Source organism: Flavobacterium sp. CAU 1735 (genome assembly GCF_039888695.1).
Classification (GTDB): Bacteria; Bacteroidota; Bacteroidia; order Flavobacteriales; family Flavobacteriaceae; genus Flavobacterium.
This window is the reverse complement of the sequence record NZ_JBDQQQ010000002.1, coordinates 12,631-28,652: the sequence shown is the minus strand read 5'-3', so window position 1 is coordinate 28,652 and position 16,022 is coordinate 12,631. Positions and strand designations below refer to the sequence as shown.

Genomic DNA, 16,022 nt, shown 5'->3' with positions numbered 1-16,022 from the left:
TTAAATTTTCTATTTTGAAGGCAAAAACGGTTTTTAACTGGAGTAGCGGAAAAGACTCTGCTCTGGCGTTATATGAATTAATACAGAAGGATCAATTTGAAATCGCGTGTTTATTAACAAGCGTTAGCCAACAATACGATCGTATTTCGATGCACGGCGTACGAAGCAGTCTACTCGAACAACAAGCCGAAAGCATCGGTTTACCATTGGTCAAGATGGAAATTCCCGAAATGCCTTCAATGGAAATCTATGAAAACCTAATGCAGGAAACCCTAACCGACTTACAGGCTAAAGGCATTACGCATGCTGCTTTTGGTGATATTTTCCTCGAAGACCTACGGGGATACCGGGAAAAGAAACTGGCCGAAATGGACCTAAAAGCCATTTTCCCGTTATGGAAGCGCGACACCAAAACTTTAATTCACGAGTTTATTGATTTGGGATTTAAAACCATCGTTACCTGCGTCGATGCCCGATTGCTGGACAAAAGTTTTGCCGGCCGTATTATCGACGCCGATTTTATCCGGGAGCTCCCTGAAAATGTAGATCCGTGTGGTGAAAATGGCGAATTTCATACGTTTACCTTTGACGGGCCGCTTTTTAAAAACCCGATTGCTTTTACAAAAGGTGACATTGTGCTTCGTAAATACGAAGCTCCGAAAAACGATGACGATTGTTATACCACACCACGCGAAACCGAGTATGGATTCTGGTATTGCGACCTTATTCCGACAGCTGTCAAATCAGGTAAAATCACCTAAAAGATTCGGACCGTATTTTGTATTTTTGGGATATGCAGAACACCTCTACGCTTCAAATAACAACAGCACTTACCAAAGTACTCGACTTTCTACGGGAAATCGGAATACCGGTTTTTGAAAAAACACTAACGGACACTTTTTTACCCGGTTTAGCTCTGGGACCTAACTGTATTTACGTAGATTTTGATCAACTATTATATCCCGGCGATTTGCTGCATGAAGCCGGTCATCTTGCTGTAACCACACCGGACGAACGCAAACTTGCCGGAACCGATGCTCAAAGTGCCGACTGGCCTTCAGGCGGTGAAGAAATCGGTGCAATTTTATGGTCGTATGCCGCGGCGGTTCACCTGAATTTACCGCTTGATTTTGTTTTTCACAATAACGGCTATAAAAACGGTTCGGAAATGCTGATTTCAAATTTCGAAAAAGGAAATTATATCGGATTACCTTTTTTGGAATGGGCGGGTTTATGTCTGAGTGAAACGCGTGCCGAGCAAGAAGGCAAAAAACCTTTCCCTTTTATGTTACACTGGTTAAGACCTTAAGTTATGGAACTCGTTCGCGCTATAAAATTCCCAATTGCATTTGATATCGACCGTTTACAAGCCGATGTTCAAAAAGTACTTTCTCTGGAATGGACCGATCATTACAACCGTAAGGATTATAACGGCAAATGGACTTCGATCGCCCTGATGTCGGAAGACGGCAAACACGATTCCATTTTCGCCTTAAACCAAAACGGATTAAAAGACACGGCTATTTTACAACAATGTTCCTATTTTAAAATCCTACTTGACGACTTTCCGTTTGAAAAAACAGCCGTTCGTTTGCTTAATCTCACCGCCGGAACCGAAATCAAACCGCATCGCGATTATTGTCTGGGCTATGAAGACGGTTGTTTCCGCTTGCATATTCCCATTATTACCAATCCGGATGTAGTGTTTTTATTGGACGATAAACGTTTGATCATGAATGAAGGCGAATGTTGGTATATCAATGCTAATTTTACCCATTCGGTTGTAAATAACGGCACTCAGGATCGTATCCATCTGGTTATCGACGGATTACAAAACGAGTGGACCAACGAACTTTTCTATAAAGAAGCAGATCCGGAGCAATTCCGAAAACCATTGCCCGAAATGAGTGAAGCCGAAAAACAACGTATCTCCGAAGAATTGAATCGTATGAATCCGGTGCTCACTGCTACCATTCTTCAAAACATGGAAAACAACAAGTCTTGATCCAATCCGAAATGTATAAAAACAAAGAAGGCAGGCTTAACCAAACCTACCCTCTCCTGTCTATAAACACAATTTATTTATGGAACTCTAAACTATGCCTACACTATGACATTTATAAAAAGTTATGATATTCCTATTCTGCTAAATTTTTTAGATACAATTACCGGTTTTTCCAATACCGGCAGGTGTTCCTGTTTTCCGTGAACAATAAAATCAAATCGGGCTTTTGCCAATGATTCTTCTGTAAAACCATGTAAACCGTAATCGGCTTTGATTTCTTTTAAAACGACATCCGATGACACCGAATGACCATAACTCCTATTGCTAACGGTTTCTGTTCCCAGGTAATATTTTTTTCCGTTAATCGTCGCAAATGCCGACACTATATATATTCCATCCATACTTTTTTGCTTTTGAGTTATTATTTTATTTAGGGTTCTTATTTTTAGTTACTCAACCGGAACCGTTACGGTATCGATCCTTTTGGAATCGACAAGACAGTTCGCCAATGATCCTAAAACCAACAATAGTATTCCTGCAATAACAGGCCATTGCGCTACAGGTAAAAACATCCTTCCTGTCAATATAAATAAGGTTCCAATCAGGCTGAGTAAAAAGGGAAAGTATATTTTTTTTTGTCGTACGTTTTTTAACAACGCCCACAAATGGAGCATTAAAAAAAGTAGGAGTGCCGGGAAAAACCACACCATTGGCGATAATTTTGCCATTCCGAAGCTTCCCAGCATACTCATATATACGGTCCAGCACATTCCGGTTTTAGGATAAAATAATGCCAGAAAACCAAGTAGTTCCACTACGCTACCTGTGTTTTTCTTTTTCCCCGGAACGCTGTCCCAATCCGTTACGAATTGATATATTCGCTTAGCCATCCTGAGTCACATTTTGATTATTACTGTCTTAAACTAATCTTAAGATTTTGCAACCAATAGGTATCAACAGGCGGTAAATGCTGAAAATCATCATCTGCATCCTGTACATCCGGAAAATGATCAAGAGAATTATCTGGTGTTGATCCGTTATTTCCGGAACGTTTGCTATGCAATACATTCAGCGCCAGTAAAGATGCTTCGGTAGAAGTATCTTTAATCAGGTTCTGAATCGCTGTCGGATTCGAATCTTTAACCAATTGTCGGCTTTGTTTTTCCTTTACTACAACTGTTGCTGTCGCAGGTGTTTCCCGACAGAAGCTAATTAAAAGGAATGCAATTAGTACTACGGCAATTTGGGGAATCTTCATTTCTACTATCTTTTTTGGTTACAGTTTAGTCGTCAAAAAATACTTAACCTATTAGCTGACAGTATGATCTTGCTACAGCATTTTATGGGATAAAACTATAAAGTCATACTATATTTTTTATACGTGTTTTTACCTGTTTTTCCGCAATTGCCATTTTTCAGACGACTTTCTCCCTGTTATACGCGATAAAAAATCGATTCTGATCCTGTATTTTCATCCGGGGTGTTTTTTAATTTCCCAATTAAAATCTATCTTCGTAAAGTGATTTTTTACTAATCGTGATTCCTGAATGAACAACCTTCTCGAAACTCCTATAGAATACCTCAAAGGCGTTGGTCCGCAACGTGGGGAGTTATTACGTAAAGAGTTAAACATTCACCGTTATGCCGATCTGCTTAACCTCTTCCCGAACCGTTATATCGACCGTACGCGCTATTATAAAATCAATGAATTGCAAAACAGTAATTCGGAAGTACAAATTATAGGTCGTGTGATCCATATTAAAACCGTAGAACAAAAACGCGGAAAACGGCTTGTGGCTACTTTTGTAGACGATACCGGCGAAATGGAACTGGTTTGGTTTCAGGGTCAGAAATGGATCCGTGAAAGTCTGAAGCTAAATAACGTTTATGTTATTTTTGGAAAAGTAACCTCTTTTAACGGTCTGTTTAATATGGCGCATCCGGAAATGGAATTACTCGCCGATCACGAAAAGAGTTTGCGCTCGGCCATGCAATCCGTTTATCCGTCAACCGAAAAACTAACGCAAAAAGGGATTACCAATAAAACGGTAAACCGGCTGATGCAGCAATTGTTTATCGAAACCCAGGCCTTATTTAAAGAACCGTTGCCGGCGAATCTGATCGACGAATTAAAACTGATTCCGAAAAATGTCGCTTTGTTCAATATTCATTTTCCGAAAAGTCAGGAGCTGTTGGCAAAAGCACAATTCCGATTGAAATTTGAAGAGTTGTTTTTTATTCAATTACAACTCATCACCAAAAACCTCATCCGTAAACACAAAATTAAAGGCCATCCTTTTGATAGTGTTGGCGCATATTTTACAACTTTTTACAACCATTACCTCCCGTTTGAACTAACGAACGCGCAGAAAAAGGTTTTAAAAGAAATCCGTAACGACTTGGGAAGCAATGCCCAAATGAACCGTCTTTTACAAGGTGATGTAGGATCCGGTAAAACGATCGTCGCACTAATGACGATGCTTTTGGCTTTGGATAACGGTTTTCAGGCCTGTTTAATGGCGCCTACGGAAATCTTAGCCAATCAGCATTTTTTAGGAATCCGCGAACTGGCTAAAGACCTCAATCTGAATATTAAAATTCTAACCGGTTCCACCAAAACAGCCGATCGGAAGATCATTCATGAAGAACTGGAAAACGGGAGTCTGCATATCATAATCGGAACCCATGCGTTGTTGGAAGACAAAGTAAAATTCCACAATCTCGGACTCGCTATTATTGACGAGCAACATCGTTTTGGTGTCGAGCAACGTTCTAAATTATGGAAAAAAAATGCCATTCCGCCGCATGTATTGGTGATGACCGCTACGCCTATCCCGCGAACGCTGGCTATGAGTCTTTATGGCGATCTGGACATTTCGGTTATCGACGAACTTCCTCCGGGACGGAAACCCATACAAACCGTACACCGTTACGATAGTAACCGACTAAAGGTTTGGAAATTTCTTAAAGATGAAATCGCCAAAGGCCGGCAGATTTATATCGTATATCCTTTGATTCAGGAAAGTGAAAAAATGGATTACAAAGACCTGATGGACGGTTATGAAGGGATTTCACGGGACTTTCCGCTACCGCAATACAGCGTGAGCATCGTACACGGCCAAATGAAACCAGCCGAAAAAGATGCCGAAATGGAACGCTTTGCTTCCGGAAAAACCAACATTATGGTCGCCACAACGGTTATCGAAGTGGGTGTAAACGTTCCGAATGCCAGTGTAATGATCATTGAAAGTGCCGAACGTTTTGGTCTGTCCCAATTACACCAGCTCCGCGGTCGTGTGGGACGAGGTGCCGAACAGAGTTATTGCATTCTGATGACCAGTCATAAACTGAGTAATGATTCAAAAATACGAATCGAAACCATGTGTCGTACCAACGACGGTTTTGAAATTTCAGAAGTCGACTTAAAGCTTCGCGGACCGGGCGATATTATGGGAACCCAACAAAGTGGCGTACTCAATTTACAGATTGCCGATCTGGTAAAAGACCGGGATATTTTACAATTGGCCCGTCATGAAGCCATCCGACTTTTAAAAGATGATCCGTCGATGAACAAACCGGAGCATCAGGTTTTAAAGCAGGTTTTTATTGAATTATCCAAAAAAAGAAACATTTGGAATCACATCAGTTAGGCTTATTTAAAACTTTATATAAAGCAAATTAAAATAGTGTATTACAAATAAATAAACATATGGTAGCCTACAATCCTAAAGACTGGATTACATTTATTTTCCGTTTTCATAAAGCGGACACCTTTCGCCAGTTAATCCCTATGATGATCACCATTGGACTTTACTCCGCGGGTGTCGGTTACCTCGAAATGGAATACTGGAAACTCACAGAGAGCAGTCATGTCAAGAACGTCACCATAATGCATAATATGTTGGGCTTTGTAATTTCCTTATTACTGGCCTATCGTACCAATACTGCCTACGATCGTTGGTGGGAAGGACGAAAATTATGGGGCGGATTGGTCAACAATAGTCGGAATTTATCTATAAAGTTGGCTGCGATGTTAAAAGACGAACGCGACCGCAACTACTTTCGTACAATGATACCGGGTTATGCCTCTATTTTAAACCGCCATTTAAAGAATGCCGATACCGGTAAACAACTGGCCGATGATTTCGACCTCAGCCTGGATCACAACAAACACAAACCGAATCAGGTAGCCCGTATGCTTTTTAATAAAATCAACGAGTTGTACGATTCCAAAAAGATCACCGGTGACCAGTTAATCATCCTAAACAGCGAAATCCAATCGTTTACCGAAATCTGCGGTGCCTGCGAACGGATCAAAAACACGCCTATTCCCTATTCGTACAGTGCTTTTATCAAAAAGTTTATCTTTTTCTACGTGATGACACTTCCGTTTGGCTATGTATTTAGCCTTGGTTATTATGTCGTTCCCGTGGTGGTTTTTATTTTTTACGTATTGGCCAGTCTGGAATTGATTGCCGAAGAAATTGAAGATCCGTTTGGGGATGATGCCAACGATTTACCTACGGCCAAAATCGCCAGCAATATTAAAATCCACGTGGAGGAAATTCTATAAAAGAACGTTAATTTCGACAACTATTTTTTCGTATCGGGATATTTTCAGTAAATTTATTAGCTTGTTTTTTCAGGCAAACGGAATGTTTATTTTGAAAAGAATCCCGATGAGTTTGTCCAGATCCTTATTACCAACACCGCGTTTGACTCAGGAAAAGTCACTTAAGACTTTAGTTGAGAACAGAACCATTTACTCCTTAAACAACTGCGAGTTAAATATTTTCGAAACCTATAAAACCACCGAGATGGTTCCGTTAAAGTTTAACGACTTGGTGGTTACCAGTATGCTGCGTGGTAAAAAAGTAATGCATCTGTTTGACGAACCCGGATTTGTATACTTACCGGGCGAAACCGTAGTGGTTCCTTCCAATGTGGAAATGAAAATTGATTTCCCCGAAGCGTCTCCAAACAACCCGACACAATGTCTGGCATTGGCTATTGATCAGGCAAAAATTAACGAGACGTTGCAGTTCCTAAACGAACGGTATCCCAAAGACGGTGATTTCTGGAAACTGGATCACGAAAATTATTTCTTTTATAATAATATCGAACTGGCCACGACTATTAGCAAACTGATTAAGGAATGTATGAGTACTTCGATAACCAAAGATGCCCTGGCCGATCTGACGTTACAGGAACTACTCATTCGTATTATTCAGACACAAACAGCAAAAGCGATCGACACCAACACTTTTCTAAACAACAACAGTCCTATTGTTCCTGTAGTGGAATACATCCGAAAAAACCTTCAGGGTAATATCAACTTAAAAGATTTAAGCGATAAAGCCTGTATGAGTACGACTTCTTTTTATCGCTTTTTTAAACGCGAACTAGGCATGAGTCCGATCGAGTTTATCCTGACCGAAAAGATTAAACAGGCCAAACAATTATTAAAAAACCCGTCGTTGCAAATCAACGAAGTTTGTTTCCAATCCGGATTTGAAGATTGCAATTATTTTATCCGACTGTTTAAAAAATACGAAGGGATCACTCCAAAACAATACCAACTTCTTTATATCAGCTAACTATTCATCCTCTTTATAACGCAACGGTTCCAGATTGGCGCGCTCTTCATCCGTAAATAAACGGGAATGAATAATAAACCGTTTGCCATACGGGATTTCCAGTGAAAAACTCGCACCGCGTCCTACAACCACATCCAACGTTAAATGTGTATGTTGCCAGTATTCAAACTGGTCTTTACTCATCCAAAACGGACATCCAGCTACTTCACCAAGACAAACATCGCTATAGCCCAGTTTAAATTCTCCTTCCGGAAAACACATCGGTTGTGATCCGTCGCAACAGCCACCACTCTGATGAAACATCAGATCACCGTTACGGGATTTTAATTCTTCTATTAAAGCTATTGCCGCTTCTGTTATATCAATTCGTGCTACCATTTTATTATTTTTAAAAACCCGACAAGATAACTCCTGCCGGGCATTGGGGAAACCTAATGGGGGTATTTGTTTTTGAAAAAAAATTAAAAGAATCCTAGTTTATTTTTGTCATATGAAATCAGCATATTTTTAGTTTGACGGTAATGCTCCAGCATCATTTTGTGGTTTTCTCTTCCGAATCCGGATTTTTTATAGCCTCCAAACGGTGCATGAGCCGGATACGCATGATAATTATTCACCCAAACTCTTCCGGCCTGAATCGCTCTCGGAACCTGATACAGCTCGTGCGCATCACGTGTCCAGACACCGGCACCTAATCCGTATAACGTATCGTTGGCAATAGCAATAGCCTCTTCTGTAGTTTTAAATGTCGTTACACAAACTACCGGACCAAAGATCTCTTCCTGGAAGATTCGCATTTTATTGGTTCCTTTAAAAACGGTTGGTTCGATATAATACCCTCCGGAAAGCTCTCCTTCCAACTGATTACTATTACCACCAACCAGTACTTCCGCACCTTCTTCTTTTCCGATTTTCAGGTACGACTGGATTTTTTCATATTGATCATTTGAGGCTTGTGCTCCCATCATCACAGTTTTATCCAATGGATGACCAATTTTAATCGCTTTTACTCTTTCAATTACTTTCGCCATAAAACGATCGTAGATATCTTCGTGTACCAGCATACGCGACGGACACGTACAAATTTCACCCTGATTTAACGCAAACATCACCGCGCCTTCAACCGCTTTATCGAAAAAGGCATCATCAGCATCGGCTACGGATTTAAAGAAAATATTCGGTGATTTCCCTCCTAACTCCATCGTCGACGGGATGATGTTTTCTGCCGCATATTGCATGATCAATCGACCTGTCGTCGTTTCTCCGGTAAAAGATACTTTCGCAATACGAGGCGAAGTAGCCAATGGCTTTCCGGCTTCAATTCCGAATCCGTTTACAATATTGATCACTCCCGGTGGTACGACATCTTTAATCAGATCCATTAATACCAAAATCGAAACCGGAGTTTGCTCCGCTGCTTTTACAACGGTACAGTTACCTGCCGCAATAGCCGGCGCGATTTTCCAGGTAGCCATTAACAATGGGAAATTCCACGGAATAATTTGTCCGACAACCCCTATTGGTTCGTGCAGGCAAATACTTACGGTATTTTCATCGTGTTCGGATATCGTTCCTTCTTCTGCGCGGATTACACCGGCAAAATAGCGAAAGTGATCAATACAAAGAGGCAAATCGGCCGCCAGGGTTTCGCGAACCGCTTTACCATTATCAATTGTTTCTACGGTAGCCAGATATTCCAGATTGGCTTCCATAACATCGGCGATTTTATTTAACACCAGACTTCTATAGGCTGGCGATGCTTTTCCCCAGGTTTTAAAAGCTTCGTGGGCTGCATCAAGTGCCAGATCGATATCTTCTTTGGTCGATCGGGCCGCTTTAGCAAATACTTTTCCGTCAATCGGGGATACATTGTCGAAGTATTCACCTTTTACCGGAGGAACAAATTTACCTCCGATGAAATTATCATATTTTTCTTTAAATTGTGGTCTTTGAATTACATTGCTCATAAAATTGTTTTTTGTATTTATTCAAATTTACGGGCTCTGCAAGCAGTAAAATAGCATTATTCTTTCAATCAATAGCATATTTTTTTCAGTTGTATTTTTTTTGTTTTAATTTTTTAAACATTCCCTTGTAAATCCTGCTATTTCACAAACAATCCTCAATCTAAAAAAGATGTAATCCGGTTTAAAAAAGCGCAACTTTTCTTTATTCTACGCCCGACAATACTTATATTTGCATCCTTAAATTTTACTGCAATGCGTATATCATACAATTGGTTAAAACAATTCATAAAATTAGATTGGAATTCTGAAGACACTGCTGCTTTACTAACAGACCTAGGTCTGGAAGTGGAAGGCGTGGATAAGTATGAAAGTTTAAAAGGAGGACTTGAAGGTGTTGTTGTAGGTCATGTACTGACTTGCATTCCGCATCCAAATGCCGACCGATTACGGGTAACTACCGTTGATCTGGGTGAAGGTACTCCGGTACAGATTGTATGTGGTGCGCCGAATGTTGCTGCCGGACAAAAAGTTGCCGTAGCCACCATCGGAACCAAATTATACGACAAAGAAGATGTCGCTTTCGAAATTAAAAAAGGAAAAATTCGCGGTGAGGAAAGTCACGGTATGATTTGTGCCGAGGATGAATTAGGTTTAGGCGAAGGCCACGACGGAATCATGATCCTTGCTGAGGAGTTAAAACCGGGTACACCGGCTTCTAAAGTTTTTAATATTGAAACAGATGAAGTTTTCGAAATCGGATTAACACCAAACCGTGCCGATGCCATGAGTCATTTGGGTGTTGCCCGTGACCTTAGAGCCGGGTTGATCCAGAAAAACATCACTCATACGGAATTGATCACACCTTCTGTAAGTAAATTTAAAGTTGAAAAACGTACCTTAAAAATCGACATTAAAGTCGAAGACAATAAACTGGCACCGCGTTATTGCGGGGTTACCATTTCCGGTATCACGGTAAAACCGTCGCCATCATGGTTACAAAACCGTTTAAAAGCAATCGGATTAACTCCGAAAAACAATATCGTTGACGTTACCAATTATGTATTACACGAATTGGGTCAGCCGTTACATGCTTTTGACGCTGCGAAGATCAAAGGCGGTAAAGTAACCGTAAAAACGGTTGCAGCCGGTACTAAATTCGTTACACTTGACGATGTGGAGCGTACGTTACATGAAGAAGATTTAATGATTTGTGATGATAACGGACCAATGTGTATTGCCGGTGTATTTGGCGGTAAGAATTCTGGTGTAAGTGAAAATACAACTGCTATTTTCCTGGAAAGCGCTTATTTTAACCCGATATCGGTACGTAAAACAGCGAAACGCCATACGTTAAGCACTGACGCATCGTTCCGTTTTGAAAGAGGTATCGATCCTACGATTACGGAATACGCCTTAAAACGTGCTGCTTTATTGATTCAGGAAGTTGCCGGTGGTGAAATCACTTCCGATGTCATTGACCTGTATCCGAAAAAGATCGAAGATTTTTCAGTGTTGTTAAACTTTAACAACGTAACCAAAATCATCGGACAGGAATTATCCAAGGAAACTATCAAAAAAATCCTGGTTTCACTTGACATTAAAGTAAACAGCGTATCGGATGCCGGTTTAGGATTGACGATTCCTGCCTACCGTGTGGATGTACAACGTGAGATTGATGTAATTGAGGAAATCCTACGGGTTTACGGTTACAACAACATCAATTTTACACCAAAATTAAACGCTTCAATTTCGAATTCGTCACGTACGGAAGATTATAAAGTTCAGAATATTATTGCCAACCAATTGGTTTCGCAAGGTTTTAATGAAATGATGGCCAATTCACTAACGTCTCCGGAATATGTGAAATTGTCTGAAAAATTAAAAGAAGAATTTAATGTATTAATGTTGAATCCTTTGAGTAATGACTTGTCGGCAATGCGTCAGTCGTTACTTTTCAGCGGATTGGAAGCCATTTCTTTTAACATCAACAGAAAACGAAGTGACCTTAAATTATTTGAATTCGGAAAAAGCTATCATAAGTTACCGTCCGGTTATGAAGAAAACAAACACTTAACCCTGTTTGTTACCGGAAACCGATTAATGGAAAGTTGGATCACTCCGCAACAACCTTCGGATTTCTTCTTATTTAAAGGCTATATAACCGGTATTCTTTCCCGTTTAGGAATTGAGAAAACCACAACACAACCTTTGGATAATGATATTTTTGCAGAAGGCACCGCACTATCGGTTGGAAAAGATATTATCGTAGAATTGGGTACCATTAAAAAATCGATTTTAAAGCATTTCGACATTAAACAGGAGGTTTTATTTGCCGATTTTAACTGGAGTGCTATTTTAAAATTACTTTCCACTAAAATCAAATTTGTGGAAATCCCGAAATATCCGGAAGTACGTCGTGATTTAGCATTATTATTAGATCAGTCCGTTGCTTTTGATCAAATCCTGACAATTGCCAAGCAGACTGAAAAATCGCTTTTAAAAGACGTTAATTTATTTGACGTATACGAAGGGAATAACTTACCGGAAGGTAAAAAATCCTACGCCGTGAGCTTTACGATTCAGGATAACTCCAAAACCTTAACCGATGTTCAGATCGATAAGATTATGCAAAAATTGCAAGCCAATTTCGAAAAGGAATTGGGTGCTACTTTGCGATAAGAACTACCAATAAAATGAAAGTCCCGATTTATTCGGGACTTTTTATTTATAGCTCGGTATTTATTTTAGAATTCTGTCCAAATCACTGTAACTGGCGCTATTTAAACCGATATAAGGGTTGGTGAGTAATAGTCTTTCTTTTAAATTCTGAGGCAATCCGTTTAACGATTTGTCATCGTCAATAATAAGAACTTCTTCCGGACTATATTTACATTTATCCATCCAATTCACAATCTCGGTTTTTCTTGAAAATCTTTCTTCCTGCGGAATATCTAAAATAGAAATCGTATCGGCATATATCTTTCTTCTTTTAAAGATTTCTATCCATTCTAAAATGGGGAAACGAAAGCGATGCGACGTCGATAAAATCAATTCTACTTTTTTTACTTTACCGATAATCTCATTTAATATCGCAACTGCTATTGTATTGAATTGATAAAAACCATCCTGTGCCATATCCACTTTTCTTTGCGGATTCGCATGTACCATTACCCCGTCGATGTCCAGAAAAATTTTCATTTTAGTATTCTATATTATTTTTTCAAAATCGGAAAGAAAATCATCATCACAATACTTTCTGTTATACGGACAATTGTAATCCCAATCTTCTTTTGTATCGATTTTTATATCTTTAAATGACCGCCTTATATCCGAAAAAGAACAACCGGATTTAATAGTATCTATTCCAATACCGGCTAATTTATAAGCAATATAACGGTGATTTCCATCGGTTATTAACGCTCCGTTGTTCACTTTAATCGATCCAAATCGATATCCTGCCAAAACCCGTCGGTAGATACGCTTAATTATAGCAAAACACACGACCTGATGTGTTGTAACATATTCATGACATGAATTCTGTATAAACGCTTTTACTGCAAAAATATCAAGTTCTTCATTTTTCTGACAATTCATACTCTTCTTTTGGCGAAAACTTATTTTATGGGCACAGATACACTAATTTACAAATAAATTATTGAAGTCAAGTCCATTACCTACCAAACAATCACCACCAAAACAAGACATTTCCATCCCAATTCAGCTATTTTTATTTCCAATCCAAAATAAGAAAGTCCCGATTTACTCGGGACTTTCAATTTCTGGAGGATGCTTTTATACATAAAAGCGAATCAGGGCAACATTAATTTGCAACAGAAATTATTATGATTTCGGTAATAAAACCGCATCTACAACATGGATAACTCCATTCGACTGATTTACATCGGCAATAGTTACTTTCGCACTTTTACCGTTTTCATCGGTTATATACAGATCTTTTCCTTTCATCCAGGCAGTTAAGGTTCCGCCGCTAACGGTTTTAAGTGTGGTTTTTCCTTTTCCGGCTTTAATCGCTTTATCAATATCAACTGCATTCATTTTTCCCGCCACAACGTGATAGGTCAGAATGGTTTGCAGCTGTTTTTTATTTTCAGGTTTTAAAAGTGTTTCCACGGTTCCTTTCGGTAATTTGGCAAAAGCCGCATTGGTTGGAGCAAATACCGTAAAAGGGCCTTTTGATTCTAATGTTTCCACTAATCCGGCCGCTTTTACAGCCGCTACCAAAGTGGTATGATCTTTTGAGTTTACTGCATTTTCGATAATATTTTTAGAAGGATACATCGGAGCCCCTCCTACTGTTACGGTTTTTTCTTTTTGTGCAAAAGATGCTGTTCCGAAGAATAATGCGCAAGCCACAAAAGCTACGGATAAAATTTTTGAAGTTTTCATAAATGATTTTTTTAATTGTTTATATTCTCATTTACGGAACTTTTATAACTATGGTTTTAAAAAAGGTAAAAAAAACTTAAACTACTTTTTTTTCAAATGCAGTAAAACAAAAAAAGTCCCGATTACTCGGGACTTTTAAAAGTATTATTTAGATAAGGGATTACTCTCCTTTTTCCATTTTAGCTTTTAATTCAGCTAATGCATCGATATCTCCTAATGTTGTTTTTTCAGCATTATTAGTTGATGTCATAGTCGCTTCAGCAGTTTTCACATTTTTCTCTTCTTCTTCACGGAAGATAGCAGTGTGAGAGGCTACTACTCTTTTGAATTCCTTGTTGAATTCAATTACTTTGAAATCAGCTACATCACCTTTTTTCAATTTCTTTCCGTCTTCTTTTTCTAAGTGACGTGTAGGAATGAAAGCAACGATATCATCACCGAATTCTACAGTAGCTCCTTTGTCAACGATTTCAGAGATTGTTCCGTTGTGGATTGTTCCAACAGCGAAAGCATCCTCATACTGATCCCAAGGATTAGCAGTTGTTTGTTTGTGACCTAAAGATAATTTACGTCCTTCAACATCCAATTCTAATACTACTACATCTAATTTATCACCTACGTTAACAAATTCAGATGGGTGTTTGATTTTCTTAGTCCAAGAAAGGTCAGAGATATATACTAATCCGTCGATTCCTTCTTCTAACTCTACGAAAATACCGAAGTTAGTGAAGTTTCTAACGATTCCTGTGTGTTTAGAACCTACAGGGTATTTAGAAGTAATATCAGTCCAAGGATCTTGCGATAATTGTTTGATACCTAAAGACATTTTTCTGTCTTCTCTGTCTAATGTAAGGATTACAGCTTCTACCTCATCTCCAACTTTTACGAAGTCCTGAGCCGAACGTAAGTGTGTAGACCAAGACATTTCAGAAACGTGGATTAAACCTTCAACACCTTCTGCAACTTCGATAAATGCACCGTAATCAGCGATTACAACTACTTTACCTTTAACTTTATCTCCAACTTGTAAGTTTGGATTTAAAGCATCCCATGGGTGCGCGTTTAATTGTTTTAAACCTAATTGAATTCTTGTTTTCTCATCATCGAAATCAAGGATTACAACGTTTAATTTCTGGTCTAATTCCAATACTTCACTTGGGTGGTTGATACGGCTCCAAGATAAGTCAGTGATGTGGATTAATCCGTCTACACCTCCTAAGTCAATGAATACACCGTAAGAAGTGATGTTTTTCACAACTCCTTCTAACACCTGTCCTTTTTCTAACTGACCGATAATTTCTTTTTTCTGTACTTCGATATCTGCTTCGATAAGCGCTTTGTGCGATACAACAACGTTTTTGAATTCGTGGTTAATTTTAACAACTTTGAATTCCATTGTTTTGTTCACATACTGATCGTAGTCACGGATTGGTTTCACGTCGATTTGAGAACCTGGTAAGAATGCCTCGATTCCGAATACGTCAACGATCATACCACCTTTAGTTCTACATTTAACGAAACCGTTAACAATTTCACCTGATTCGTTAGCAGCGATAACTCTGTCCCAAGCTTTGATTGTACGTGCTTTTTTGTGAGATAATACTAACTGACCTGATTTGTCTTCACGAACGTCAATCAATACTTCTACTTTGTCACCTACTTTTAAGTTCGGGTTGTAACGGAATTCATTTAATGAAATTACACCCTCAGATTTAGCGTTGATGTCAACGATAGCATCTCTTTCAGTAATTCTTACTACTACTCCTTCTACTACTTCCTCAGCGTCAGTAGAGATAAAAGTTTTTGCTACTAAATCTTCAAATTCTTGTAAGTTTTTTTCGTCAACAGCATCGATACCTTCTTCGAAGTTATGCCAGTTAAAATTCGCTAAAAACTCGTCTTGTGTTTTTGTTTGTTCAGACATGTCTGATAAAAAATTTGTATTCTGTGTTTTCCTGAGTTTCTTAATGCGATCGAAAACAACAGAAGTGTTTTACATAAATTGTTGATACCTAAAGGAAACTCGTCTTCGCCAAAAGGTGTGCA

16 protein-coding genes are annotated in these 16,022 nt (G+C 39.0%); 7 read left to right on the top strand and 9 right to left on the bottom strand.

Annotation, left to right across the window (positions count from 1 at the left end; genetic code table 11):
• The first annotated feature begins 14 nt into the window (after nt 1-14).
• The 3 genes from AAFN64_RS07230 to AAFN64_RS07220 are packed head-to-tail and all read left to right on the top strand — an operon-like array spanning nt 15 to nt 2,005.
• Nucleotides 15-761, top strand: a complete 747-nt coding sequence (locus AAFN64_RS07230) for a diphthine--ammonia ligase (RefSeq protein WP_347759941.1) — start codon at nt 15-17, stop codon at nt 759-761.
• Between the two features lie 32 nt (nt 762-793).
• A complete protein-coding gene (locus tag AAFN64_RS07225) occupies nt 794-1,309 on the top strand; it encodes a hypothetical protein (RefSeq protein WP_347759940.1) in 516 nt (171 codons plus the stop codon).
• Nucleotides 1,310-1,312: 3 nt separating this feature from the next.
• The gene (locus AAFN64_RS07220) at nt 1,313-2,005 is read left to right on the top strand and encodes an aspartyl/asparaginyl beta-hydroxylase domain-containing protein (RefSeq protein ID WP_347759939.1); all 693 of its coding nucleotides are present in this window, start codon (nt 1,313-1,315) and stop codon (nt 2,003-2,005) included.
• 122 nt (nt 2,006-2,127) lie between these two features.
• On the opposite strand, the gene AAFN64_RS07215 is transcribed toward AAFN64_RS07220, so the two are convergent.
• Genes AAFN64_RS07215 through AAFN64_RS07205 form a run of 3 tightly spaced genes read right to left on the bottom strand, consistent with a single transcriptional unit; the run spans nt 2,128 to nt 3,263 of the window.
• A complete protein-coding gene (locus tag AAFN64_RS07215; RefSeq protein WP_300485098.1) occupies nt 2,128-2,406 on the bottom strand; it encodes a hypothetical protein in 279 nt (92 codons plus the stop codon).
• Nucleotides 2,407-2,454: 48 nt separating this feature from the next.
• Nucleotides 2,455-2,895, bottom strand: a complete 441-nt coding sequence (locus AAFN64_RS07210; RefSeq protein ID WP_347759938.1) for a hypothetical protein — start codon at nt 2,893-2,895, stop codon at nt 2,455-2,457.
• Between the two features lie 20 nt (nt 2,896-2,915).
• Complete coding sequence (locus AAFN64_RS07205) at nt 2,916-3,263, bottom strand: hypothetical protein (RefSeq protein ID WP_300485101.1); 348 nt, start codon at nt 3,261-3,263, stop codon at nt 2,916-2,918.
• Nucleotides 3,264-3,552: 289 nt separating this feature from the next.
• Between AAFN64_RS07205 and recG the strand changes: the two genes are divergently transcribed.
• The 3 genes from recG to AAFN64_RS07190 all read left to right on the top strand — a co-directional run bounded on the left by recG (nt 3,553) and on the right by AAFN64_RS07190 (nt 7,602).
• Nucleotides 3,553-5,655 (top strand): ATP-dependent DNA helicase RecG, encoded by a 2,103-nt coding sequence (recG, locus tag AAFN64_RS07200; protein ID WP_347759937.1) that lies wholly within the window; start codon nt 3,553-3,555, stop codon nt 5,653-5,655.
• A 59-nt stretch (nt 5,656-5,714) separates the two neighbouring features.
• Nucleotides 5,715-6,578 (top strand): bestrophin family ion channel, encoded by an 864-nt coding sequence (locus AAFN64_RS07195; protein ID WP_300485104.1) that lies wholly within the window; start codon nt 5,715-5,717, stop codon nt 6,576-6,578.
• 106 nt (nt 6,579-6,684) lie between these two features.
• The gene (locus AAFN64_RS07190) at nt 6,685-7,602 is read left to right on the top strand and encodes an AraC family transcriptional regulator N-terminal domain-containing protein (RefSeq protein ID WP_300485105.1); all 918 of its coding nucleotides are present in this window, start codon (nt 6,685-6,687) and stop codon (nt 7,600-7,602) included.
• On the opposite strand, the gene AAFN64_RS07185 is transcribed toward AAFN64_RS07190, so the two are convergent.
• Both AAFN64_RS07185 and AAFN64_RS07180 read right to left on the bottom strand, forming a co-directional pair.
• Nucleotides 7,603-7,980 carry a DUF779 domain-containing protein gene (locus AAFN64_RS07185; protein ID WP_347759936.1) on the bottom strand — a complete coding sequence of 126 codons (378 nt, stop codon included), beginning with the start codon at nt 7,978-7,980 and terminating at the stop codon, nt 7,603-7,605. It lies immediately after the preceding gene.
• Between the two features lie 83 nt (nt 7,981-8,063).
• The gene (locus tag AAFN64_RS07180; protein WP_347759935.1) at nt 8,064-9,569 is read right to left on the bottom strand and encodes an aldehyde dehydrogenase family protein; all 1,506 of its coding nucleotides are present in this window, start codon (nt 9,567-9,569) and stop codon (nt 8,064-8,066) included.
• A 252-nt stretch (nt 9,570-9,821) separates the two neighbouring features.
• On the opposite strand from AAFN64_RS07180, the gene pheT reads away from it, so the two are divergent.
• The gene (gene pheT, locus AAFN64_RS07175; RefSeq protein WP_347759934.1) at nt 9,822-12,248 is read left to right on the top strand and encodes a phenylalanine--tRNA ligase subunit beta; all 2,427 of its coding nucleotides are present in this window, start codon (nt 9,822-9,824) and stop codon (nt 12,246-12,248) included.
• Between the two features lie 60 nt (nt 12,249-12,308).
• Here the strand turns inward: pheT and AAFN64_RS07170 are convergent, their stop codons facing one another.
• From AAFN64_RS07170 to rpsA, 4 genes are all read right to left on the bottom strand, one after another.
• The gene (locus tag AAFN64_RS07170) at nt 12,309-12,767 is read right to left on the bottom strand and encodes an HAD domain-containing protein (protein ID WP_347759933.1); all 459 of its coding nucleotides are present in this window, start codon (nt 12,765-12,767) and stop codon (nt 12,309-12,311) included.
• A 9-nt stretch (nt 12,768-12,776) separates the two neighbouring features.
• Complete coding sequence (locus AAFN64_RS07165; protein WP_347069912.1) at nt 12,777-13,163, bottom strand: hypothetical protein; 387 nt, start codon at nt 13,161-13,163, stop codon at nt 12,777-12,779.
• 246 nt (nt 13,164-13,409) lie between these two features.
• Nucleotides 13,410-13,976, bottom strand: a complete 567-nt coding sequence (locus tag AAFN64_RS07160; protein ID WP_347759932.1) for a fasciclin domain-containing protein — start codon at nt 13,974-13,976, stop codon at nt 13,410-13,412.
• Nucleotides 13,977-14,136: 160 nt separating this feature from the next.
• A complete protein-coding gene (rpsA, locus tag AAFN64_RS07155; protein ID WP_136401172.1) occupies nt 14,137-15,900 on the bottom strand; it encodes a 30S ribosomal protein S1 in 1,764 nt (587 codons plus the stop codon).
• Between the last annotated feature and the right edge of the window lie 122 nt (nt 15,901-16,022).